Annotated in this window: 21 protein-coding genes and 1 tRNA gene; 11 read left to right on the top strand and 11 right to left on the bottom strand. The window is 56.8% G+C overall.

Features of this window, described 5'->3' with window-relative positions:
- Positions 1 to 25: 25 nt before the first annotated feature.
- Positions 26 to 916, top strand: a complete 891-nt coding sequence (locus tag IEW66_RS01725; protein ID WP_188679773.1) for a dihydrodipicolinate synthase family protein — start codon at positions 26 to 28, stop codon at positions 914 to 916.
- Here IEW66_RS01725 and IEW66_RS01720 read toward each other — a convergent pair.
- The 4 genes from IEW66_RS01720 to IEW66_RS01705 are packed head-to-tail and all read right to left on the bottom strand — an operon-like array spanning position 903 to position 4,807.
- On the bottom strand, positions 903 to 1,787 hold the full coding sequence (locus IEW66_RS01720; RefSeq protein WP_188679772.1) for a fumarylacetoacetate hydrolase family protein: 885 nt from the start codon (positions 1,785 to 1,787) through the stop codon (positions 903 to 905). The genes IEW66_RS01725 and IEW66_RS01720 overlap by 14 nt on opposite strands.
- A 2-nt stretch (positions 1,788 to 1,789) precedes the next feature.
- Positions 1,790 to 2,779 carry an alcohol dehydrogenase catalytic domain-containing protein gene (locus tag IEW66_RS01715; RefSeq protein WP_229657429.1) on the bottom strand — a complete coding sequence of 330 codons (990 nt, stop codon included), beginning with the start codon at positions 2,777 to 2,779 and terminating at the stop codon, positions 1,790 to 1,792.
- Positions 2,772 to 3,911, bottom strand: coding sequence for an LUD domain-containing protein (locus IEW66_RS01710; RefSeq protein ID WP_188681152.1), 1,140 nt, complete (start codon positions 3,909 to 3,911; stop codon positions 2,772 to 2,774). Before IEW66_RS01710 ends, IEW66_RS01715 begins: the two co-directional genes overlap by 8 nt.
- Positions 3,911 to 4,807: a (Fe-S)-binding protein gene (locus tag IEW66_RS01705; RefSeq protein WP_188679770.1), complete on the bottom strand. Its 897-nt coding sequence runs from the start codon at positions 4,805 to 4,807 to the stop codon at positions 3,911 to 3,913. The genes IEW66_RS01710 and IEW66_RS01705 overlap by 1 nt, the downstream gene beginning before the upstream one ends.
- Positions 4,808 to 4,922: 115 nt before the next feature.
- Between IEW66_RS01705 and IEW66_RS01700 the strand changes: the two genes are divergently transcribed.
- Complete coding sequence (locus IEW66_RS01700; protein WP_188679768.1) at positions 4,923 to 5,222, top strand: L-rhamnose mutarotase; 300 nt, start codon at positions 4,923 to 4,925, stop codon at positions 5,220 to 5,222.
- Between the two features lies 1 nt (position 5,223).
- Here IEW66_RS01700 and IEW66_RS01695 read toward each other — a convergent pair whose 3' ends face one another.
- Positions 5,224 to 5,991, bottom strand: a complete 768-nt coding sequence (locus IEW66_RS01695; RefSeq protein ID WP_229657427.1) for an SDR family NAD(P)-dependent oxidoreductase — start codon at positions 5,989 to 5,991, stop codon at positions 5,224 to 5,226.
- Positions 5,992 to 6,041: 50 nt separating this feature from the next.
- A complete protein-coding gene (locus tag IEW66_RS01690) occupies positions 6,042 to 6,761 on the bottom strand; it encodes an alanyl-tRNA editing protein (protein ID WP_188679766.1) in 720 nt (239 codons plus the stop codon).
- Between the two features lie 113 nt (positions 6,762 to 6,874).
- Here IEW66_RS01690 and pdo point away from each other — a divergent pair, with 113 nt between their 5' ends.
- Genes pdo through IEW66_RS01670 form a run of 4 tightly spaced genes read left to right on the top strand, consistent with a single transcriptional unit; the run spans position 6,875 to position 10,883 of the window.
- Positions 6,875 to 7,531, top strand: coding sequence for a protein disulfide oxidoreductase (gene pdo, locus IEW66_RS01685; RefSeq protein ID WP_188679764.1), 657 nt, complete (start codon positions 6,875 to 6,877; stop codon positions 7,529 to 7,531).
- A gap of 53 nt (positions 7,532 to 7,584) precedes the next feature.
- Positions 7,585 to 8,499 (top strand): cyclase family protein, encoded by a 915-nt coding sequence (locus IEW66_RS01680; protein WP_188679762.1) that lies wholly within the window; start codon positions 7,585 to 7,587, stop codon positions 8,497 to 8,499.
- A gap of 56 nt (positions 8,500 to 8,555) precedes the next feature.
- Entirely contained in the window at positions 8,556 to 8,891 is a 336-nt protein-coding gene (locus IEW66_RS01675; protein WP_188679761.1) for an SCP2 sterol-binding domain-containing protein, read from the top strand.
- Positions 8,892 to 8,897: 6 nt separating this feature from the next.
- Positions 8,898 to 10,883, top strand: coding sequence for a 3-hydroxyacyl-CoA dehydrogenase/enoyl-CoA hydratase family protein (locus tag IEW66_RS01670; RefSeq protein WP_229657426.1), 1,986 nt, complete (start codon positions 8,898 to 8,900; stop codon positions 10,881 to 10,883).
- On the opposite strand, the gene IEW66_RS01665 is transcribed toward IEW66_RS01670, so the two are convergent.
- Both IEW66_RS01665 and IEW66_RS01660 read right to left on the bottom strand, forming a co-directional pair.
- Positions 10,870 to 12,093, bottom strand: coding sequence for a (Fe-S)-binding protein (locus IEW66_RS01665; RefSeq protein WP_188679759.1), 1,224 nt, complete (start codon positions 12,091 to 12,093; stop codon positions 10,870 to 10,872). The genes IEW66_RS01670 and IEW66_RS01665 overlap by 14 nt on opposite strands.
- A complete protein-coding gene (locus IEW66_RS01660; RefSeq protein ID WP_188679758.1) occupies positions 12,090 to 13,481 on the bottom strand; it encodes an FAD-binding oxidoreductase in 1,392 nt (463 codons plus the stop codon). The genes IEW66_RS01665 and IEW66_RS01660 overlap by 4 nt, the downstream gene beginning before the upstream one ends.
- Before the next feature lie 180 nt (positions 13,482 to 13,661).
- Here IEW66_RS01660 and IEW66_RS01655 point away from each other — a divergent pair, with 180 nt between their 5' ends.
- From IEW66_RS01655 to IEW66_RS01640, 4 genes are all read left to right on the top strand, one after another.
- A complete protein-coding gene (locus tag IEW66_RS01655; protein WP_188679757.1) occupies positions 13,662 to 13,868 on the top strand; it encodes a hypothetical protein in 207 nt (68 codons plus the stop codon).
- A 1-nt stretch (position 13,869) separates the two neighbouring features.
- Positions 13,870 to 14,772 (top strand): mechanosensitive ion channel family protein, encoded by a 903-nt coding sequence (locus IEW66_RS01650; protein ID WP_188679755.1) that lies wholly within the window; start codon positions 13,870 to 13,872, stop codon positions 14,770 to 14,772.
- A gap of 11 nt (positions 14,773 to 14,783) precedes the next feature.
- Positions 14,784 to 15,686: a mechanosensitive ion channel family protein gene (locus IEW66_RS01645; RefSeq protein ID WP_188679753.1), complete on the top strand. Its 903-nt coding sequence runs from the start codon at positions 14,784 to 14,786 to the stop codon at positions 15,684 to 15,686.
- Positions 15,687 to 15,785: 99 nt separating this feature from the next.
- Positions 15,786 to 15,858, top strand: a tRNA-Thr gene (locus tag IEW66_RS01640).
- Between the two features lie 301 nt (positions 15,859 to 16,159).
- On the opposite strand, the gene IEW66_RS01635 is transcribed toward IEW66_RS01640, so the two are convergent.
- Both IEW66_RS01635 and IEW66_RS01630 read right to left on the bottom strand, forming a co-directional pair.
- Complete coding sequence (locus IEW66_RS01635; RefSeq protein WP_188679751.1) at positions 16,160 to 17,335, bottom strand: DNA-methyltransferase; 1,176 nt, start codon at positions 17,333 to 17,335, stop codon at positions 16,160 to 16,162.
- 514 nt (positions 17,336 to 17,849) lie between these two features.
- On the bottom strand, positions 17,850 to 19,244 hold the full coding sequence (locus tag IEW66_RS01630; protein WP_188679749.1) for an MFS transporter: 1,395 nt from the start codon (positions 19,242 to 19,244) through the stop codon (positions 17,850 to 17,852).
- Between the two features lie 328 nt (positions 19,245 to 19,572).
- On the opposite strand from IEW66_RS01630, the gene IEW66_RS01625 reads away from it, so the two are divergent.
- On the top strand, positions 19,573 to 20,610 hold the full coding sequence (locus IEW66_RS01625) for a M48 family metallopeptidase (protein ID WP_188679747.1): 1,038 nt from the start codon (positions 19,573 to 19,575) through the stop codon (positions 20,608 to 20,610).
- Between the two features lie 6 nt (positions 20,611 to 20,616).
- On the opposite strand, the gene IEW66_RS01620 is transcribed toward IEW66_RS01625, so the two are convergent.
- Positions 20,617 to 21,939, bottom strand: a complete 1,323-nt coding sequence (locus IEW66_RS01620) for an APC family permease (protein WP_188679745.1) — start codon at positions 21,937 to 21,939, stop codon at positions 20,617 to 20,619.
- Positions 21,940 to 22,257: the final 318 nt, after the last annotated feature.

Here is a 22,257-nt window from a genome sequence, read left to right as displayed (position 1 = left end):
TTTTATCTACAACCGATGTGCAGCCATGGACAGGGTAATACCCGCCATACCAACACTCTTCTCCGAGGACGGTGAGGTGGCCTGCGACTGTTACGGTGGGATTTTCTCCTGGCTCCGCGAGAACGGTGTGGGGAATGCTGCCATCCACATGATCGGAGGTGAGTACTACAAGCTGGCGGACCACGAACGCGTCCTCACGGCAAGGCATATTGCACGCACCTTCGGCACCAGCTTTTCAATTTACGTTAACGTATCCGCATCCTCGTACAACTCCTCCCTCAGGATCATGGGGGCTCTGGCAGGGTATAAGGTATCAGGTTACGTAGTGAACTCGCCCGTGCAGTCCCCGCTTCGCAGCGAGGAAGAGAGAGTCTATGATATATCCATGAAAATCATTGAGCGCTCAGGCGCGCCCTTCATCCTCCAGGTCTACGGTTCAGTGCCACAGGGGAGCACTCTTGAAGGCATGCTGCGGACTGGCCGAATCTGTGCACTGAAGGTGGAGGCATCCCTGGGGGAGGAGAGGAGGATCGCAGACCTCCTATCCAGCCGGGTGCCTCTCCTCTCAGGCAGGTTCGGCTCCTCATTCATCGAAGAGCTGGCTATGGGTTTCCATGGCTGCATGCCCGACCCACTGTCTGCACCGTTCCTCATGAGGGCCCTTGACCTCCACCTCTCTGGCAGGGACAGGGATGCCAGGGAAGTGCTCTCCGTCCTTTCAGTCTATCACAGCCTGCTGCTCCAGCACTTCGATTCCTTTCCATACCTGGTGAGGGAGGCCATGGCAGGTGCCGGCATAATAGAAAGGGCGGGTTTCAGGGAGCCCACAGTGGTTCCTGACCGCGCTACGGTGGAAAGGGCCAGGTCTGAGGGGTACCGCCTGGTTAAGGCGGCAGATTCCCTCACTCGTTCCTGACCGGGTTGCGCAGTCTTCCTATCTTCGATATCTCTGCCTCCACCACATCGCCTGCCCTGAGGAAGTTCCTGTCAGTGAAGGCGGCGACCCCGGCCGGCGTCCCTGTAGAGATTATGTCGCCGGGCAGGAGCGTTATCCCCTGAGACAGGTAAGAGACCATCCTGTCTATCTTGAAGACCATCTCCCCGGTGGAAGCCTTCTGCCTGGTCTTCCCGTTGACCCTGAGCTCCATCTGCAGCGAATAGGGGTCGCCTATTTCGTCCGAGGTCACCAGGACAGGGCCGGTGGGTGCAGCCATGTCCATGGCCTTGCCCATCACCCAGTTGTGGCCCAGTGGGGGCGGGCTCTTAAGGTCCTTCCCTAGCTGGTAGTCCCTGAAACTCACATCGTTGAGCACCATGTAGCCGAACACGCTGTCCATGGCCTCCCTCTCGCTCACGTACTTGCTCCTCTTCCCTATCACAAGGGCCAATTCTATCTCGTAGTCCACCATGCTGGACGATCTCGGTATCACTATGGGGTCTTCCGGGCCGGATATGCAGCTGGGGAACTTTGTGAAGAAGAACGGGTCTTCCATGCCTTTGAAGGACTGCTCGTTTGCGTGCGTCTTGTAGTTTATCGCTGCCAGTATCACCTTGTCAGGGCCCTGGACCGGGGCCTGCATGGCCGGGCTACCATCGATCCTGAAGCCTTCGCTGTGCTCGATGATGACTTCCCTAAGCCTGCCGTCTAGCTGCACAACGTCCTTCACTGAGCGTATGTGTCCTTTGATGCCCAGGTCCCTGGCGGCATCGCTGATGCTGTATAGCTCTCCCCCCTTCACAATGACGGCTTCACTCTTCCCCTTCACTCTCACTGTACCAAGTTTCAAGCCTATCCCTCCACTCTCAGCACGGTCTTGGAGACATCTGCGTCTTCGGCAAGCATTCTCCTGAATGCATCCTGGCCGTTCTCAAGGGCCTCTACCCTGTACCAGGAACTTTCCCTGAGGACCGTGCCACGGTTGATCATATCAACTGCCCTACTAAAGTCTTCGTCAGAGTAGCAGAAGGAGCCGGAGATGCTGACCTCGTCCCTGACGATGGAGTTGCCGTTCACCTCCGCCTTTGGCTCATGGAGGCCCAGGAACACGACGGTGCCACCCCTCCTGACCCTCTCTACGGCCATCCTCCTCGTTGAGGAGAAGCCAACGGCGTCTATGGCCACGTCGAAGTCCCTGTCCTGGAGGGCCTCTGGCGGCAGTGAGAGGTCTGCGCCCCATTCCCTGGCTATCATGGCCCTCTTTGCGTTCTTCTCCACCACAGCAACAATGTCAGCGCCGGCCTTCCTGGCCAGCTCGAGAGCGAAGAGGCCTATTGTACCGGCCCCTATTATGAGAACTCGGTCCCCAGGCTCGATCCCGCTCTTCCTCACGGCCCTGAGGGCTGTTGCCAGGGGTTCGCTGAAGGAGCCGTTCAGAGTGTCCCTGACCCTGTAGACGGAATAGGCAGGCACATCGACGGTCTCCGCGAAGCCACCCGGGTAGTTCACCCCTATTATCTCCCTCTCAATGCACAGGTTCCTCAGGCCAGAGCGGCAGTACCTGCACTTCCCGCAGGATACGAGGGGGTTCACAGCCACCTTCTGTCCTACGAGTGACCTGTCCACACTGCCAGAGACCTCAACCACCTCGCCCGCGAACTCATGGCCCATCACGGACGGCGGCCTCCTCAGCTCGTTCTGTCCTAGGAACGCCGATAGTTCAGAACCGCAGATACCGCAGAACTCCGAGCGCACCCGGACCCAGCCATCACGGAGGGGCGGGGTCTCAAGTCCCCGCACCTCCATCTTCCCTATGTCTGTCCATACGAGAGACCTATTCATGCGAAACACTCCTCCACTTTATGTATTCCAGCACCCTCGGTATGTCTATCCCAACAGGGCAGACATCCCTGCAGCCCCCGGAGTGTGTGCAGAGGTTTGCCTGCCTGTAGTCACCTTTAATAATGGCGGACCACATCGCGCCCATGGGGCCGCCGTAAGGCGGGTCTCCCCAGGATGCACCCATCACCCTGTAGACTGGGCAGGAGAAGTAGCACCTCCCGCACTTTATGCACAGGAGGGCCTCCCTCAGTCCCGGGTCCCTGTTTGCCATGCTCCTCCCGTTGTCCAGCAGTATCACATGGAACTCCCTGGGCCCTGTGGCAGGCGAGACCCTCTTGAGCTCTATGTCCGCAGTTGAACTTGGCCCGGAGCTTATGTTTATGTAACTGGGCGGGTACAGGCCACCGTACGCCGCCTGCACTATCAGCTCCTTCATTGCATCGTGCAGCGTGGGCACGATCTTGTCTATTCCCGTGATGGCTATGTGCACCTCGGGCACAACAGTATCCATCCTTATGTTGCCCTCGTTCTCGAGTAGCGCCACCGACCCGGTATCGGCCGCAACCGCGTTGGCGCCTGTGATGCCGACCTGCGCCTTCATGTACTTCTCCATAAGGAAGCTGCGGACGGCCGCCACCATCTCCTCGTGCGTGGAACCAGAGTTCACAGCTCCGTTGAGGAACCTGTTCAGCAGATCTCCCACCGCCTCCTTGGGCATGTGGAGCGCGGGGAAGACTATGTGTGCCGGCGGCTCGCCAGTGAGCTGTATAAGGTACTCTCCCAGGTCGGTCTCCCAGGCATCCAGCCCCCTAGAGACAAGGTGCTCCCGGAGTCCGACCTCGTAGGCGACGTTGCTCTTCGAAAACACGACCCTCTTCCTTTCTCCTATTATATCGTCAACGATCTTCCTGGCCTCTTCAGCGTCCCTGGCCAGGTAGGCCCTCCCGCCAGTCCTCTCCACAGCCCTGATAGTCTTCTGCACGTAATCATCCAGGTGCTCCAGTACCGCGAGCTTCGTTTCCCTGATCTCCCTTGCCAGGTCCAGTATGTACGGGTTCTCGCTCAGTATCTGCTCCACCCTTGGTATATTGTTCTGGAGCGCCCTCTCAATGGCCACATCCCACTGCCCCATCATATCACCTCAGCGAAGTCCCTTGTCTGGAGGCCGTTCCTCTGCAGGCTGCCCTCGCAGAACGGGCAGAAGGAGATAACCTGCGTGCCCAGGCGGCCCAGGGACTCTGCCCTGTGCCTGGCTATGCTGTCCGAGAGGTCTGTGCTCAGTGGCCCCAGGGGTGCACCACAGCAGACCGCTCCCGAGCGGGAGGTCACGATCTGGTCCTCAACGACCTCCGCTCCTGCGGTCCTCATCATTGCCCTTATATCTTCCCTCATACCCAGGTGCCTGGAATACAGGCATGAATCATGGATGGCAAACCTTCCGGAGATGCGGGGCTTAATGAGTTTCAGATAGGGAATTACCTCTGCCTCGAGGCCGACGAGCGACCTCAGCCTGTTCAGGGCATTGGCCGTGTGCGGATCAACGGTTATTATCCTCTTCACACCCCTGGAGTGGAAGAAGGAGGCCAGCTTCATACCGTACTCCCTGAACTCGTCCAGCATCCCAAGCTCAAGGAGGAGGCCACCACTGTATGGCTCCTCCTCATAGAGGTACCCGAACTGCACACCTGATGCCCTCAGCGCCCCTGAGATGTTCCTCAGTATCCGGAAGGCCCTGTCCACGTCCTCCTTCTCTGGCCTGAAGAAAAACCTGCTGAGCGAGACCATGTACCTGCGTGCCCCAAGCTGCACGAACCTGGGCAGCATCTCCTCGTATTTCCTGAAGAGGCCGGCCATCTGGTACATGTAAGAGGTGTAGATGATGCACTCCCCTCCCCTCGGAATGTCTGAGGCCCAGGAGCTCATCTGCTCCCTGTTGAAGGGAAAGGGCACCATCTGTTCCATCAGGTAGGAGAACATCACGTTCCTCACGGCCTCCCTCTGCCTCATGACGGACTGCAGGTCAACCATTCCAGCACCACCATGACATGACAAGATGGGGATAATACCCTGCCGTACAGTGGCACGAATACCGTACGTATCCTTCTGGGTGCTTGGTTCTATAGCACCTCGCGATCCAGGTTCCATGCGTTTCTTCTTCAGGATATGGGTGCGTGAGGGTTCCGAGGGAGAGTACAGGGAGAGGCACAGGGCTGTCTGGCCCGAGCTCATAGGGGAACTTTCCAGGGCAGGTGTGAGGAACTACTCCATCTTCATGCGTGGCAACGAGGTATTCGGGTACTGGGAGTGCGATGACCTTCAGAGTACTCTTGAATACCTCTCCCGCAGCAGTGTGAACAGGAGGTGGCAGGAGCACATGGGGGACATCATAGTGAGGCGAGATGACTTTCCGGGCAACTACGATGAGGTCTTCCATATGGACTGACCTACTGGAGGTTCACGAGCATGCCACCGTCGGAGAGCAGGGAGGTGCCCGTGGTGTAGGTATTCTCGTCAGAAAGTAGGAAGAGTGCTGGGCCCACCATGTCCTCCGGGTCCCCGAGCCTCCCAAGCACAGTCCTCTTCTCCATGTACCTCCTCTTCTCCTGGTCGCTCAGGTCTTCCCTGTTTATGTCAGTCACTATGGTACCTGGTTCCAGGGAGTTCACCAGTATGCCGTGGGGACCCAGTGCTATGGCCAGGGAGTGCACCAGCCCGTTCAGTGCAGACTTAGTTGGGGTGTAGTGTGTCTGAAGCAGCCCCCCAACGTGGGCACTTATGGAGCTTATCATGAGTATCCTGCCCCTCACCCCGTGCGATACCATGTGCCTCGCGACAACCTGTGTAATGAGGAAGTGGCTCAGGAAGTTGACGTTCATGACCTTCACCAGGAGGTCCTTGTCTATCTCGAAGAATGGCTTGAATGGACAGATGCCGGCGTTGTTTACAAGCACGTCCACACCGCCCAGGAGTGAGATACACCTCTCAGCAAAGGGGACAGCCTCATCCAGGTTGGCCTGGTCCACACGAACCATGTAACCCTTCCTTCCGAGCCCCTGCACCTCTCTCACAACTTCAGCCGCCTCCTTCTCTGAGGAAGAATAACCGATGCATACATCGGCACCTTCACGGGCCAGGCCTATTGCAATGGCCCTACCTATTCCACGAGAGCCACCGGTCACAATGGCCTTCTTACCCTCAAAACGGTGAGCCACGGCAATGGAAGGAGTAGGTGGGTAAAAACAGTTGTCCAGAAATGTACAGTTCACTCAAGCACGAACTCCACCCTCTTGTTCCTCTTGCCCTTGCTCTGTATCTTCGTCACCCTGATAGTCCCGACCTCCCTGGTGTTCGAGACGTGCGTGCCACCGTCTGCCTGCTCATCCAGGCCCTCAATCACTATTGTCCTCACGGTCTCCAGGCTGTTGAGCAGCTCCTTCCCGGGCTCAGTTCTCGCCAGGCCAGGCATCCTCAGGGCCTCCTCCCTGCTGATCAGCCTCTGGTAAACCCTGTGGTCCTCGTGCGTTACCTGGTTAGCCTCCTGCACAACACTCTCCACGAACTCCCTGGTGAAGTCCTCAACATCGATGTCAAATCTGGCCCTGTCCTGGTATATCTGGCTACCTGTGAGCATGCCCTGCGATGAATGCCTTGTTGCCACTATGCCATCTATTATGTGTATGGCAGTGTGGTAGCGCATGTGGGCGTACCTCCTCTCCCAGTCTATCGTTCCGTGCACAGCCGCACCAGCACTGAACTGTGCAGGCCCATCCAGCAGGTGCAAGATGTCATCGCCCTGTTTCACAACGTCCACAACCCTCACAGTGGTGCCGTTGAAGGAGAGGTTGCCGGTGTCGTTGGGCTGCCCCCCACCAGTGGGGTAAAAGGCGGTGGCGTCAAGCACCACTCCATCTTCTGAAACAGAGAGGACATGTGCATTGAACTCCTTCATGTACGGGTCTTCCCAGAAGAGCCTGCGCGTCATACCACAGGGTACACGTACATCCAAGAAATACTTTCATACTGAGGGATATTCCTAAACATAAATCAACAATTATGATTAACAAGTTTTTTATACTGAAATGAAATGCTTCACACATGGCTCTGATTAGGGATGAGGACAGGAAGTACCTGTCAGAGGAGTTTGAGAAGTACCTGAAGGACAAGGTTGACCTGGTCATTTTCAAGAGCGACTCCGAGGACTGCAAGTACTGCGAGCAGACCGTTGAGATCGGAAAGGAGCTCGCATCCATAAACAGCAAGATCAACCTTATAGTCTATGACTTCAGCGATGAGAAGGCGAGGGAGGAGTACGGGGTCACGAAGTACCCTGCTGTGGTGGTGGCAAAGAGCGGAGAGAAGGACGGGAGGATAAAGTACTACGGCCTGCCCTCTGGCTATGAGTTCGGGTCTCTGGTGGAGGACATAAAGAACGTGTCCAGGGGCGAGGCGCCAGTCTCGTCAAAGGCACTGGAAGTGATATCGAAGATTGACAAGCCCATAAAGATAAAGGTGTACGTGACACCCACATGCCCGTACTGCCCGAGGGCAGTGGGAACAGCGCACAAGTTCGCCATACTCAATAAGAACATAACCGGCGAGATGATCGAATCGCTGGAGTTCGAGAGTGAGGCCGAGGAGGTAGGGGTATCGAGCGTGCCGCACGTCGTGATAAATGACGAGGTCCAGTTCGTCGGTGCCCTGCCGGACGACCAGTTTGCCCAGTACGTGAAGGAAGCCTACGAGAACGCATAAGGGCGGAAACAGAAAAAAACACTTTTTTATTCCCCATTCCACTTTAATACCACATGCCTGAGTGGTACGAAGGGGACGGCTGGTTCCCCTCAGAGTTCGGCGCGAGCGACGAGATGGGCACCCTGAACCTCGTGGACCAGAGGAAGGTCCTGCGGGCCCTCTCGATCCCGAAGAGGGGCAGGGTCTACAGGCTAGCACATGAGATATACAACGGCATGCCCGGAAGGACACAGTTCCATGGACCTTTCTTTTACCTCATTTCCCAGAGGGTCTACGACCACAGACCGCCTTTCAGGAAACCGGCGGTGAACAGGTTCGGTGGCGCTCTCGGGAGGCTCGAGATGAGCGACCACGCGGGGACTCACATAGACGCACTGAACCACATAGCGGTTGGCAACAGATATTACAACGGCATAGATGCCTTCGACGTCACCGGCACACAGGGCACCACACGCCTTGGAATAGACAAAACGCCGCCCATCGTCACCAGGGGCATCATGGTGGATGTCGCATCGGCCCTTGGCGTGGACATTCTGGAGAAAGGCCACGCAATCACTGTGGACGAGGCGAAGAGGTTCCTGAGGGACCACTCCCTGAGCATAGAGGCGGGAGACGCGGTCTTCTTCCACACTGGGATCTCCAGGCTCTGGGAGAACCCCTCTGAATACAACACATACTACGAATCATCGCCGGGCGTCGGGTACGAGCTGGCCAAGTACCTTGCGTCCCTCCATGTCTCTGTCGTTGGTGCGGACGTGCCGTCGACGGAGGTGGAGCCTGCGGAGATCGAGGGGGCCAGGCTCCCTGTGCACCAGTACCTCATCGCGAAGAGCGGCATAAGGATGATAGACAACATGAAGCTAGACGAGGTCTCAAGGGACAGGGTCTATGAGTTCCTGTTCCTCTGCTCACCCCTGCCCATAAGGGGTGGCACAGCCTCACCGGTTGCGCCCGTTGCGGTCTCATGATTATCTAAATTACAATTTAGATAAAATTTGATATAACCTTATTTGTATCTCCATGCATGGGTTCCAGAGACGTTCTTGCCAGCATAGTGGAGAAGGTGAACAGCAGCGGTATCGGTGAGAAGGAGCTCTCGGGCTTCAACAAGACGTTCCAGTTCAAGGTGTCCGATGCCTCGCCCTTCTATGTCAAGATCGAGAACGGTAAGGTCTCCCTCAACGACGGAGAGGCACAGTCCCCAAGCGCTACAATTTCAGCTACGGATGCACTCCTGACAGACCTTTTCAACGGCAAGGTGGATGCGGTTGCGGCGTTCATGCAGGGCAAGCTCAGGGTGTCAGGCGATATATTCTCTGCCCAGAAGCTGACGAGCATAGTCGGGAAGTACAGGAAGTGAATGTACATGCCTGAGAAGGCTGCGGTGATAGGCGCCGGCACCATGGGGCACGGCATAGCGGAGGTATTCGCCCTGGCAGGCTACCATGTCGGCTTGACTGATGCCTACCCTGAGGCCCTGGAGAAGGCCAAGGTCTCCATAAGGGACAGCCTCTCGCGCCTTGTGAAGTCCTCAAAGATCACACAGGAGGCTGCGGAGCAGGTTTTCTCAAGGATATCCTTCGTGGGCACGGTGAGGGAAGCGGTGGAGGGGGCGTCCATCGTCATAGAGGCCGTACCGGAAATAGAGGAACTGAAGAAGAAGGTCTTCTCCCAGCTGGACGAGCTCACGGGAAGCAGCGTCATACTTGCATCGAACACCTCCAACATCAGGATAACGTCCATAGCCGAGGGCCTCAGGCACCCGGAGAGGGTGGTGGGCATGCACTTCTTCAACCCGCCCGTGGTGCTCAAGCTGGTTGAGGTCATAAAGGGGGAGAAGACATCGGACGAGGCCTTTGAGAATGCGTACAGGATAGTGGAGAAGATAGGGAAAACGCCCATAAGGGTCATGAAGGACACGCCTGGCTTCGTGGTCAACAGGGTGAATGCGCCGGAGTCACTGTTCTTCTGCCTCCTCCTGGAGAAGGGCATGGCCAAGCCGGAGGAGGTTGATGCGTTTGCCAGGGGGCAGGGGCTCCCCATGGGGCCGTACGAGCTCATGGACTACGTCGGCATAGACACTGTCGTCCACTCCCTTGACTACTACGCCAGGACACTGAGCCCTGACTATGGCAAGTGCAGGCTCTTCCACAGTATGGTGGAGAAGGGCATGCTGGGTGCCAAGACAGGCAGGGGGTTCTACGAGTGGAAGGACCACAGGGCCCAGGTACCAAAGGCAAAGCCAGCAGAGAACATTGACCTCCTCGACGTGCTTGCCCTCGAGGTGAACGAGGCGGTCAAGCTCATAGAGGACGCCATATCCTCTCCGGAAGACATAGAGGCTGGAGTGAAGCTGGGCATGAACAGGCCATTCGGCCCAATTTCGGTTGCCTCAAGCCTAACGAACGCAGAGATAAGGGCCAAGCTCCAGAAGCTGCACGAGACGTTCGGTGTGGACGTGTTCGCCCCGGCAAAGTCAATAGCGGAGGGCAGGCTGAGGGAGATCATACAGTCAAAGCCGGCAGCTCAGGAGAAGAAAGAGGAGAGAGCTGAAGCAGGTGGTGGGGTTGGGACAGCTGCGAAGTACCTTAAGGTGGACAGGCCCTCCAGCAGGGTGGCCAGGATAATGATATCGAACACCAGGAACAACCTGATCAACCACGAGGTACTGACGGAACTGGAGGAGGAACTGAACAGGCTCTGGAACGACAGGGAGGTCGTCTCGATCATCATCACCGGCGAGGGAAAGAACACGTCCGCAGGAGCGCAGCTGACCCAGTACTTCTCGGGGCCAGTGGACTTCATGGAGGCCTCGAGGAAGGGTGAGAGGGTCTACAAGCTGCTGCAGGAGATCCCAAAGATAACGATAGCGGAGATGAAGGGTTACACCCTCGGTGGAGGCTTCGAGCTCTCGCTCTCCTGCGACCTGCGGGTCGCCTCAGAGGACCTAGTGGCAGGTTTCCCGGAGGTCACGCTTGGCCTCGTGCCGGGCTGGAGCGGCTCGCAGAGGCTTGCCAGGCTTGTGGGCATATCGAGGGCCATGCAGTACATCCTGACCGGGGACAGGAGGGGTGCAAGCGAGCTTGTGGCGGACGGCCTGATCTACAGGGTCTTCCCGCCAGAGAGTGTGGACGAGGAGACGGTGAAGCTCGCATCCGAGCTAGCCTCCAGGGTCTCGCCTGTGGCTGCAGCAGCGGCCAAGCGCCTGGTCAACAGGGGCGCCGATGTGGCCTATGACAGCGGCCTTGAAATGGAGGCCATGGCCATGGGCATGCTGTACGGTACCGAGGACCTGAAGGAGGGCATCTCCGCGTTCCTCCAGAAGAGGAAGCCTGAGTTCAAGGGCCGCTGACGGTGGCCCTCACCTTCAACTTTTCCTTAAGGAAGACGGATATATCCACAACCCTCTCGCTTTTTTTTAGGTTGCTGAAGCATATTGGGCATGCTGTGATTATCCTGCCGTTCCCCGCCTCAGAGAGCTCCCTGTACCTCTCTTCCGACACCTTTTCCGCCATCTCCGGAAAGAGGAGCTCGTCCGGCCCTCCGCAGCAGAAGACGTTCCTGCCGCTCCTCGGCGGCAGCTTCACCCTGGCGGCCTTTGAAAGCGCAATGTGCGCCCCACGGTAGTCCATGTGCAGGACGAAGTGGCAGGGCTCGTGGAAAACAACCTCCTCGTCCTGCTCGAACTCAAGGGCGCTGAGGAGGTCTAGGTAGTATGTGACCTCGAAGTCAAAACGATCCACGAACTTCGGGTACGCATTCAACAGCAGGTCGTAGGTGTGCGGGTCGGTCACTATTATCCTCCTTATGCCCATCTTCCTGAACTCATCGCACACGGAGTTCGCGTACGTCCTGAACTCCCCGTAGTAGCCCAGGTCATAGAGGAACGTGCCGGGGTAAGGTTCGCTAGACCCCAGGAACCTGAACTTCACACCGGCCTCCCTCAGCAGGAACTTTATGCTCTCCACGGAGGCCTGCATCTCCCTATCGACTTCCTCATCAGGCCTCTGCCTCAGGAGCCTGATGAGGAAAGGCATGCGTGCCACTATGCCAGCATTCCTCTCCGTGGCCTTCTCGCCGAGCCTTTTCCTGAGCTCCACGAGCACCTTACTGTAGCCCATTGTCTGGTACATCCTTCCAGTGTAGAGCAGCGTGTCGCCATCGCCTTCGCCCTCATCGCTGAAATCTGCGCCTATGGGGTTCCTGTACCTCATCGTCAGCCTCACGACCATGTCTCCGACCCTCTTCCTGTTCTCCCTGCCACCGCCCTCGACCAGCACTGCCCTGGCCAGCTCGCTAACCCTGCCGGCATTCACACCTGCTGGGCAGACCTGAAGGCAGGCGAAGCAGTCCAGGCAGGAATAGAAGGAATTAGCGTATCCTGGCGATACAGAACCCTTCTCCCTCTTCTCCCTCACCATCTCCCTTGCAATTATCACCCTGCCCCTGGCACCCATGGCTGCCCTGTAGCCCGATGCCCTGTATGTCGGGCACACGCTCTCACAGAATCCGCAGCTGATGCACCTCTCACTCTCCTTGACCAGTTCCTCAAGTACGTTCAAGGAAACACCTTCCCCCTGTTGAGGATGCCCTTTGGATCGAAGGTGGCCTTGATTGCCCTCATGATGTCGATGACGTATTCGGAATCCCTCATCCTGAGCTCCTCCCTCAGCAGCCCGATCTTCTCCATCCCTATCCCGTGCTCCGCAGAGACTGAGCCCTCAAGGCTGACCGCTATCCTCCCGATCTCCAACTGTAACCTGTCCACTTCCTCCATTACCTCCCTCTTCCCGGGGTCGGCGTAGAGGTTAATGTGTATGTTCCCGTCCCCGATGTGCCCGAAGAGGGAGGCCCTGAAGCCCCTCTCCCTTATCAGGTCCCTTATCCTCCTGAGCGCCTCCGGCAGCCTGCTGGCCGGGACCACAACGTCTCCGATTATGACCCTCTCTGAACTGTCCTTCCTCTCTTCGAGGAGCGATGAGTATGCGCCCTTCCTGGCCGCATACATCCTCTCCATCTCCTCCCGGTCTGTGGTGTAGCTTATCTGGCTCGGTGAGAACTCCCCTATGATCCCCACTGCCTCCTCAAGTTCCCTCTTGAGGCTCTCCCTCGTGGAAGCTATGTCCACCAGCAGGAGGTATTCTGCGTCCTGTGGGAACCTTATACCCCTGGTGTGCTCCAGCGAGTCCATCGCTATGCGGTCAAGGAACTCCGCTATCATAGGCACCTTCCCCCTCTTCTTCAGCTCCGCAGTTGCGAGACCAACGCTCTCTATCCTGTCGAAGTAAGCGGATATCCTGCCCCTGGCCTCGGGAAGGGGCCAGATCTTGAGGACAGCCTTCGTGATCACACCAAGCGTCCCCTCTGATCCAACGAAAAGGGCTGTCAGGTCATAGCCGGACGTCCTCTTCAGTGTCTTTCCCCCGAGCCAGAGCACCTTACCGTTCGGTATGACCACCTCAAGCCCCAGCACCCAGTTCTTCGTAGTCCCGTACATCGCTGCCCTGAGGCCACCCGCGTTGGTCGAGATGCTACCGCCAACGGTGGCAGCCATGGAACTGGCGGGGTCCGGCGGGTAGAAGTGCCCGTACCTGGAGAGTTCGCTGTTAAGCCTGTCTAGCCTCACGCCAGGCTCGACAACCGCGTACTTGTCATCGGTCCTGATCTCCAGTATCCTGTCGAACCTGGCCATGCTGAGGACGACGCTCCCCTCAACCGGTATCGAGGCGCCGGTCAGTGATGTTCCGCCTCCCCTCACGACAACCGGCACGTCATTGTCGTTGCAGAACCTCAGGATCCTGGAGACCTGATCCACGGTATTTGGTATGCACACGGCCTCTGGCATCTGCCCCGGAAAGTAAGAGGCATCGCTCATGTAAGGTATCATCTCCTTCTCATCAGTGATGATGGCGTCTCCGAGTTCTGCCTTAAGTGAAGATATGCCGGGCATCCTGCATTTAACATGTTTTCCGGGGATTTTACATTTCTCATATGGCGTTGCATACAGTTCCTGCATTCTCTGGAACTGTTTCTAAGGTAACCACCGAAAGCCCCTCTCTTCTCCACCTCTCGGCCAGGGAGCGGCCTGGCAGCTCACTAGCCTTTTATACAATGCGGGATTCAAGAGGTGATGAACGTCAGCGACCTCATCGGCCGCAGGGTACGTGCACTGATCCTCGGGCAGTACCAGGAGAGCCTTACACCCGAGATGTACTTCAGGGGCACACTGGTGGGGTTTGACCAGGGCATCTTCATGATCAGGAACGAGGAACAGAGGGTCGTGACTTGCATACCATCAGGGCAATGCCTCCTCATAGCGCTGGAGGGGCAGGAGTGAGATGAGCCCGGGCACAAGGATCGCATACCTCGTTCTGGCCCTTGCGGTAATCGCCTCATTCCTCTACTACTATGCGAGGATCGTTACAGTTATCCCGGGAAGGTATATAGTTTACCTGGACGCAGCCCTTGTGGTGGCCTCTTCTATCGTCGTTCTCAGGGCCCTCAGGCCCGTGGTGCGTGGCATGGCGGGCAGGGCCATAGGCGGGAGCGGCGCATCCCTCGCCACATTCATACTGGACAGCGTGGTCTACTTCCTGATGGCAGCGGCGGTCCTGTCTCTCTTCGGCATAAACGTCTACCAGGTCATACTCGGCAGCGCGTTCCTGGCCGCTGTCCTGGGCCTTGCAACCCAGAGTGTGCTGTCAAACTTGCTCACAGGCCTAATGATTGAGGTGGCCAGGCCATTCCGGGTGGGAGACGATGTGTTCATCTCGACCGCAACATCGGGCAGCAACTACATGACCTTCCAGTATCCCGTGATCGCACCCAAGTACTTTTCATCAGACGGCATGTACTCGCAGGGCGTCAGGGGAAGGGTTGTAAACATATCCCTGAACTACACGTACCTGCAGTCCGCTGACGGGACTCTGACCGTGATACCGAACGGCAACATGGTGTACGGCGCTGTAGCCCTCCTGGGGAAGGCCAGGGCCTCGGCAATAAGGTACGAGGTACCGAAGAGCGTTGACCCTGTTAAACTGAGATCCTCTCTGGAAGGCGCACTCTGTGCTGGCATCCAGGATGGGGAGAACAGGGCTGAAATACTCATAGATGAGACAACACTGAATACGTACGTGATTTTGATAAGGCTCTGGGGAGACATGAGGGAGCAGGCCATGAACAGGGCGATGGCCGTGATGGAGGGTTTTAGGGCCAGGCCCATGGGCCTCAACAGTGGATGATCGGTGGTGGTATGGACAGCACAAGGAGAAGGGCTTACCTTAGGGCATTCTGGCAGCTCGTCGTGCTGCTGGTCATAATATTCGTCCTCGTGTACGTATTATCGTTCATACTTCACAGGGTCCCGCCCAGGTACTCGAGGTTCATAGATGCAGCTGCGGTGGCCCTGGTGGCGTACCTCTCTGTGAGGATACTGGTCAGTTACCTAAACTCCACTCTCACAGGAATCCTGGGTAGGACAAGGGTACACCCAGTGATCTTCGTGGTGAGGATGATCGGCTACTTTGTCATGGCCCTTGCCATACTGGCCGCCCTGGGAATAAACGTATCATCCATAATCCTCGGGAGCACGTTCCTGGCCGCCGTCATTGGCCTGGCTTCCCAGAGCGTGCTCGCGAACCAGTTTGCGGGCCTCCTCATCATAATCACGAAGCCCTTCAAGATAGGGGACAGGGTGTGGATACACGCCTGGCAGTTCAGCATCGCCTATGGTGTCATCGCCCCGAAGTACTATTCGAGCGACTTCCTCTACAACAACGGCTTCGTTGGCACCGTTGAGGACATCAGCATCAACTACACCACACTCGTAACGGATGGTGGCGAGGTGGTGAAGATAGCGAACAACGTGCTGACCCAGGGTGCCTTCAGGAACATCACCAAGGAGCCTGTGGTCCAGGTCAGGTACGAGGTGCCGAAGTACCTTGACGTCTCGCTGGTCAAGGAGAGGGTGAGGAAGGCCCTTGAGAACTTTGAGGAGGCCCTAGAGCCAATCACAATAGAGGTTGACGAGACGACCCTCAACACCTATGTGATCCTGGTGAAGGGCAAGTTCAGGAACCCGAGCCCATCGGCGGTGAGGAGCAAGATTCTCGAGAAGCTCATCACGGCCATCGAGCCCCTGAGGACAGGTGGATAGGGCAGCCCCACACCTGTTGCCCTGAGGCCTGGAAGTGGCACACAGCCAGCGCAGTAAGCATTGAAAGGTTTATTTTGTCCTAAGGATTAGGCACGGCGTGCCACCGTAGCTTAGGCGGTAGAGCAGCTGACTTGTAATCAGCAGGTCGGGGGTTCAAATCCCTCCGGTGGCTTGCGCTTAAGATGGTCTCACTGCATAAGGCCTGTGATCTCGTCACCCTTGGGGTGCCATCTAAGTGGGCAGCCTGAGTATGGGCCAGCCGACAATCCACCGTGGGGCCCCACTGGCCTTAGGCCAGCAGATTCTTGGGAAATGCCTTCTTCATGAGGTACTGAACGAGCACGCACCTGGAAACGTGCCCCGCAGGATCTGGTCTGCAGGCGCACCAACCTTTTGTGGCGTCAGTGCCCCTCATGCGTGGCCTCAGGCCTGTGACAGCCCAAGAAATAGGTGACCTGGGGGATTATGGAAGTTTAATTACCCTCTTCCTGACCCAACTCCGGTATCTCCCTTATCCTCCTCTCCGCGATCTCGCAGTATTTTGCGGAAATGTCTATGCCAACGTAGTGCCTCCCGTACATCTTTGCCACCTTTGTGGTGGTACCGGCACCGTTAAAGGGGTCAAGCACCACGTCACCCCTGAAGCTGAAGAGCCTGATGACCCTCATGGCCAGTTCCTCGGGAAACATGGCTGGGTGCCCGAACTGATCCATGTTGCGCTCTGGCGCTATGCTCCACCTTGCGTAGACCCATCTCTTGAACTCCTCTCCTGTGAGGTCCGATGCCCTGTTCTCGCTTGGCTTCCTGATGTCCCCTTTGGAGAAGACCTCAAGGAACTCCCATGTGTACTTCATGTACGGGCTCGAGGGGCTGTTCCAGCTCCCCCATGCCGTGTACTTGCAGTTGTAGTTGTTCTTTTCCCACAGGATCTCATTGCGCCATATCATCTTCTTTTTCATGAAGAAGTTGGATACTATATGGTGGGCCGGTATGTAGTCTGAGAACAGGGGCTGTATATCTATGACTATCCTCCCGCCGTACTTCAGGACCCTTATGCACTCGGATAGAACCCTGAAGAGCTTATCGAAGTATTCGTTCCAGTCCACATCGTCCTGGGTATCGGAGTATTCCAGGCCGAAGTTGTAAGGGGGTGAGGTGAAGACCAGGTCCACTGAGTTATCCGGGAAGTTCCTGAGCACCTCCTCGGAATCCCCACATACTATCCTGTCCATGTACTCAGGCGGCAGTTCGTTGCTCTTCCTTGAGAAGCTGGAGCCCTCTGCGTAGTAATGAATGTGCCTCCTCCTGGCCTTTTCCTTTCTGTTCACCACCTTCCTTTCCCTGTCGTAGCCCGCATATATCCTTGTCCCTGCCCGAATGCCGTAACTCCTTACAGATCGTATCTTTTCGAGCACGCTGTAAAAGATGTTGTCTCTACCGTAGTTGAACTCCCTGACGGCGCTCTCCACGTACCTCTCAAACTCTTCCAGGTCTATTTCCCTCAGGTAGATCCTGAGATCATCGCCTGAGGGCTCAAGCATGAGTTTGCCCCTGAAGGTTCTGTTAATTGATCCTATGATCTCCTGATCAGCGAATGAACGCTTCTCATACCTCACAGACAGGACCCTGAACTCCTCCTCCTGCGCCATCTGCACACCTTCACCCGTGAACCGTATGCACTCAGCCCCTTAGGGGTATCTCTCAGGGCTTTCTATCCAGTCCCAATGCCCATTGCTACCGCCGTTAGCCCAGCCACCCACTTAAACAGTTTGCTCCAGGCACGACCTGTCCCACGGTCATTACAGGCGCAGATGCCACAAAGGGCCCGGCATTTCCCAGGGGCATTTTTCAATGGCCTGCAGCCGTAACCCCTTACTTGCCTTCGAACAGGGTGCACACTCTCAGTCCATGCCGGTAAGTCTCTGCGCTGGCCGAGCGTCCCTGGGGCCTCCAGCAACCTGTACTCTTTAGCCCCCGTGGACGCTTAACATTACGCGGTCCGGAACGTGCTTTCCTAGGGGAATGTGCCGAGCAGATCAGGACCGCCTGCACGTATGGGACAAAACAGGGCATTCTCCCCCATGCTAAGATAAATGCACCATCAGTAAGAGCAGAAAATTTGAAAAGTCGGTTCGAAGTCTCAAAAGGCACCACGGCATCCTTTCAGGATGCGATGGTGCTCTGCTGGCTTGCCTGTTCCAGGCTCTTCCCCTTTGTCTCCCTGATCAGCAGTATGGTCATGGCTGCCGCCACAAGCGAGAAGGCTGAGAGCATTGCGAAGACACCGTTGAGGCCCAGGGCCGCCTCCAGTGACGGTAGCGCGAACGTGAATATTGCTGCTCCTGCCTTTCCTGAACCTGCGGATATGCCGTGTGCTGTGGTCCTGAGCTGTGTGGGGAAAAGCTCGGTTGGGAGTATGAAGGTGGTGGAGTTGGGCCCTATGTTGCCGAACAGGAAGGACATGCCGTACATGCCCAGGAACAGCGGGAGGTCAGCCTTCAGTGGTGCATAGGCGATGGCGAACGTGAGGTATATGGCTCCCATTATGCCGAAGCCTGTCCACTGGAGGAGCTTCCTTCCGGCCCTGTCAATGAGGCCGAAGGCGATCCAGTACCCAGGTATCTCGAAGGCCGCCGCGATGATCATGTTCCCCACTGCTGTGTGGAGGGCAGAGATAACAGGGTTCGCAGCGGAGCCGTAGCCCATGGCACTGAATATTATCGAGTTGTTTATGGACGTGCCGTAGAAGGCCATGTCGAAGAGGAACCAGCTGCCCGCTGTGCCGACCAGGAGGGCTGCATACTTTGAGAGCGCTGACATGCGGACCTTTCCCGGTGCCGTCCCACTGCCGCCGGTCCCGACAGTGGAACCCACTATGTCTTCAATGGCCTTCTTTGCCTCCGCCACGTCTCCCCTTGTGTGCAATGAATACCTTGGCGTCTCCCTTATCTTCCTCCTCAGGTATATGACCGATGCAGCCGGTATGGCACCGAACCCGAGCATGAGCCTCCAGGACTCAGCGGCAGGGAGCACGTGTATGGACAGGATACCGATTGCGGCCCCGAGGAGAAGGCCGAAACCCTGCATGGCGAACACCGCCTGCACCATCTTACCCCTGCTCCTGATGTTCGAGTACTCGCTCATGATCGTGGAGCTGATCGGGTAGTCACCACCCACACCTATGCCGAGAATAAGGCGCGTTGCTATCAGCATCAACACGCTGTTCGAGAGGGCGGAGAGGACCGCGAAGGCCACAAGGATCGCCATCTCGAAGCCGTAGACGTACTTCCTCCCCATAACATCCCCTATCCTCCCGAACACCAGTGCACCTATGACAGCCCCTATAAGTGCGGCTGCCCCGATCAGGCCCTGTGTGAAGTGGTTCGTCACGCCGAACACACTGACTATCAGGGGCAGTGCAGTTGAAACCGCAAAGAGGTCATAGGCGTCTGTGAAGAAGCCCATGCTGGCCACCAGTACTGCCCTCAGGTGGAACCTCCCAGTGGGGGCGGTATCTGCCAGTTTCAGTATACTATCTGTCCGTTCGATCTCAGGCATACAGTGTGGGATTGACACTTAAACTATAAACATGCTCCCAATAAATTCGGAGAATATATAGTCAAGATATATTATATATAGGAAGACCGCATGGCCTCCCGGGGCCATGTGCGGCCGGCGCCTGTGGCTCTCACACAGGCGCTTACGTAGCCAGGCCTCTGTTCCACGTGCGGTTTCCTCTGCAGAACTGGAACCCATTGCCAGCGGAATGCCGGGATCCTGTGTTTCTTTTTCCGGAAAGCCGACATCAGGGTTATATTTTTATTCTCGATATGTCATTAGACATGGCTGGAGCCCGGTGCTGCCAGCCGGATCGGAAGTGCCTGAGATGTACGCCTGCTATCAGTACATGGCCTGCGTCCAAGGGGGGTCTGGCTCCCTGGATGCCGGATCGCAGAACAGCACCGGAAGGGTGGCACTGTTCTGGGATTCCGCATATATAGTTACGGTGGCATCGTTCCTGACAGTAGCCCTGGCCCTGAGGCCCTTTGCCCCCTCCGTCTCTGCTGGCATCTTCCTTGCCTCAGGCACAGCAGTGTTCCTCGCGGGCTCCATAATGATATCCAGGGCCTCTGGAGGGGATGCCAGGATATCATTCCTGGCATCAGTGTACAGGAGGTGGAAGCTCCTCATATTCATGGCACTGGGATCAGCGTTCCTTGAGCTGAACCCCGGCAGGGCCAGCGTGGTCACAGCCCTCAAGGTCGCTGTGCCCTCCGTTTCCGCCCTGGCACTCCTGGCGTACTCGATATACCCGGTGCTTGTGGAGAGGGGCCTAAGGAAGATGAAGCAGAGCTACCTGTCCCTCGACGCCTCCCTGCTCCTTGATATCATGCACAGGTGGGGCAGCAAGATCAGGAAGTTTCCGGAGATACTTGTGCAGAGGAATGCGAGGAGTGCAAACGCATACACCATAGGCCTTATAGACCCGGTGGTGGTCCTGACAAGGCCACTGGTGGAGTCCATGAGCACGAGCGAGATCACGGCCGTCGTTGGGCACGAGCTGGGCCACATAGTGAACAGGGACGGCCTGAAGCTCTACGTCCTCTCACTCTCCATTCTCGCATCGCTCCTTACGCCCGTCTGCGTTCTGTCCTCATTTGACTTTGCCCTATCGCTGGTCATGGTGGCGGTCTCCCTCCTGGTAATCCTCTTCTTCTACCTTGTGGTTGTACCAAGGGTGAGGAGGGCCAGCGAGTTCAGGGCCGACATGTTCCTCTCTACTGATCCGGAAATGGCCAGGGAGTTCATACGCGCCCTGGTATGGATGGGTGAACTGAACTCACTGCCTGAGGGGGACAGGTCAACAAGGACTCACCCGAGCCTCAGGGAGAGGATAGAGAGGCTCAGGGAAACAGTGAAGTAGTGGCTCTCACTGTGCTGCAGCCGGAACCCTCTCACCCCTGCGTATGAGGAAGGCAGTGGGGATGAACAGGGCGAGGATCAGAAGAGACGTGAGGCCGGAGTAGACTGTGTAGTATACGCACAGTGAGCAGAGGAAGGCTGCGTTCACTCCTGTTGCCACAGCCATAACCCTCCTGCCGTTCCTGGCAGAGACCCAAGCACAGGTCGCGTTGTCGAACATGAACTCCAGCGTGAGGAATAGCCCGCTGAACCCAAGGAGGACGGAGAAGTAAGAGAAGACGTGCGGGGATAGGCTCACCGCAAAGTCTATGGCGGCCACAGGTACCATCATGACCAGTACCGGTATGATGGGTGCGCCCCTCCTGTTAGTCTTCTCGAAAGCCTTCGGGAATATGCGGTCCCTGCCAAGTGAGAACCAGGCCCTGCTGAGAATGAACGCGGTGAGCCAGAGCGAGGTGGCGGTGCTGAGGACGACGGCCAGGACAACTGAAAACTCGCTTCCAGGCGACACTGTGCTGATCCATGTGTAGAGCGGGTCCAGCGAAGAGGCTAGGAGTGTACCTGGAGTCTCTGAAAGTATGAGAGGCATGAGCAGCAGGTATATGCACGTAACCATGACGAGGCCCAGGATCCCCGTCTTCCCAGGGTGGTACTTTGGCTCAATGGCCTCCTCGGCTGCGTAGCTGTCTATCTCCCAGCCATCCATTATAGTGGCCCCCACCAGGAAGGCTGGCATGATGCCCGCTGTAGGCTCTATGAACCATTCCGGTCTGACCTTCACAGAGGCATGCGATCCAAGTGCCTCCAGCCCCACCAGGCAGGAATAGGCTATTATGAAGCCCTCCACAAGCAGGAAGAGGAGTGTGAGGAGGGCCGTGGGCCTGGCCCCAGTGATCAGGATCGCTGACGAAATGCATATCCATGCCAGCCCGGTGACGGCAAGCAAGAGCCCACTGCTTCCCGTGCTGAGACCGAGTATGTGCAGTAGCTGGAGTGTGTACTGTGCGGCTGGAAGAACGATTGGCGGGATCGAGAGGAAGTATGCCAGAGTGACTATCCAGGCCTGCAGTGAACCGTACCTTGGCCCTATGAACCTGTTACCCCAGTGGTATGAGGCACCTGCGTTTGGGGATATTGAGTTGAGCATCCTGAGGGCCAGGGAGGAAATGAAGAACGATGGGAAGAGCGTGACGACCACAAAGAGCAGGTGAGTTCCAGCGTAGGAATAGAGGGCGCCTAGAGATGCTGAAATGCTGAACGCGGGCGCGACGCTGGAAACTGAGAGGGGAAGGAGGTCATGGAACCTGAGCACCTTGCTCTTAAGGGGCATATCAGGGTATCTGTGAAGTTAACTTAATTATTTGTAAGTAGACTTACATAACACAGCTAAGCCGTTAGCAAGTGAAGCACATCCCTGCCATGGGGGCTATCGAAAAGATAAGGTCAGAAAGGTTTGAGCAAATTAATTGGGTATCTCACTCTTCAGGAATGGTTGGATAAATACTGAATATTGCCAGGAGGAACCATGATACTGCAGCTCCTCCAGGGAGAAGTTAGCGGCAGCCTCTCAGGGTAAACACACCCTACTGAATGTATCATAATCTAGAATGACCCAAATTGAAACCCCGTGATTCTGGCATTGGTAGAA

This window comes from Thermogymnomonas acidicola, assembly GCF_014646795.1.
GTDB lineage: Archaea > Thermoplasmatota > Thermoplasmata > Thermoplasmatales > Thermoplasmataceae > Thermogymnomonas > Thermogymnomonas acidicola.
Note: the sequence above shows the minus strand (reverse complement) of the source record. Positions and strands in the feature narration are given on the sequence as shown.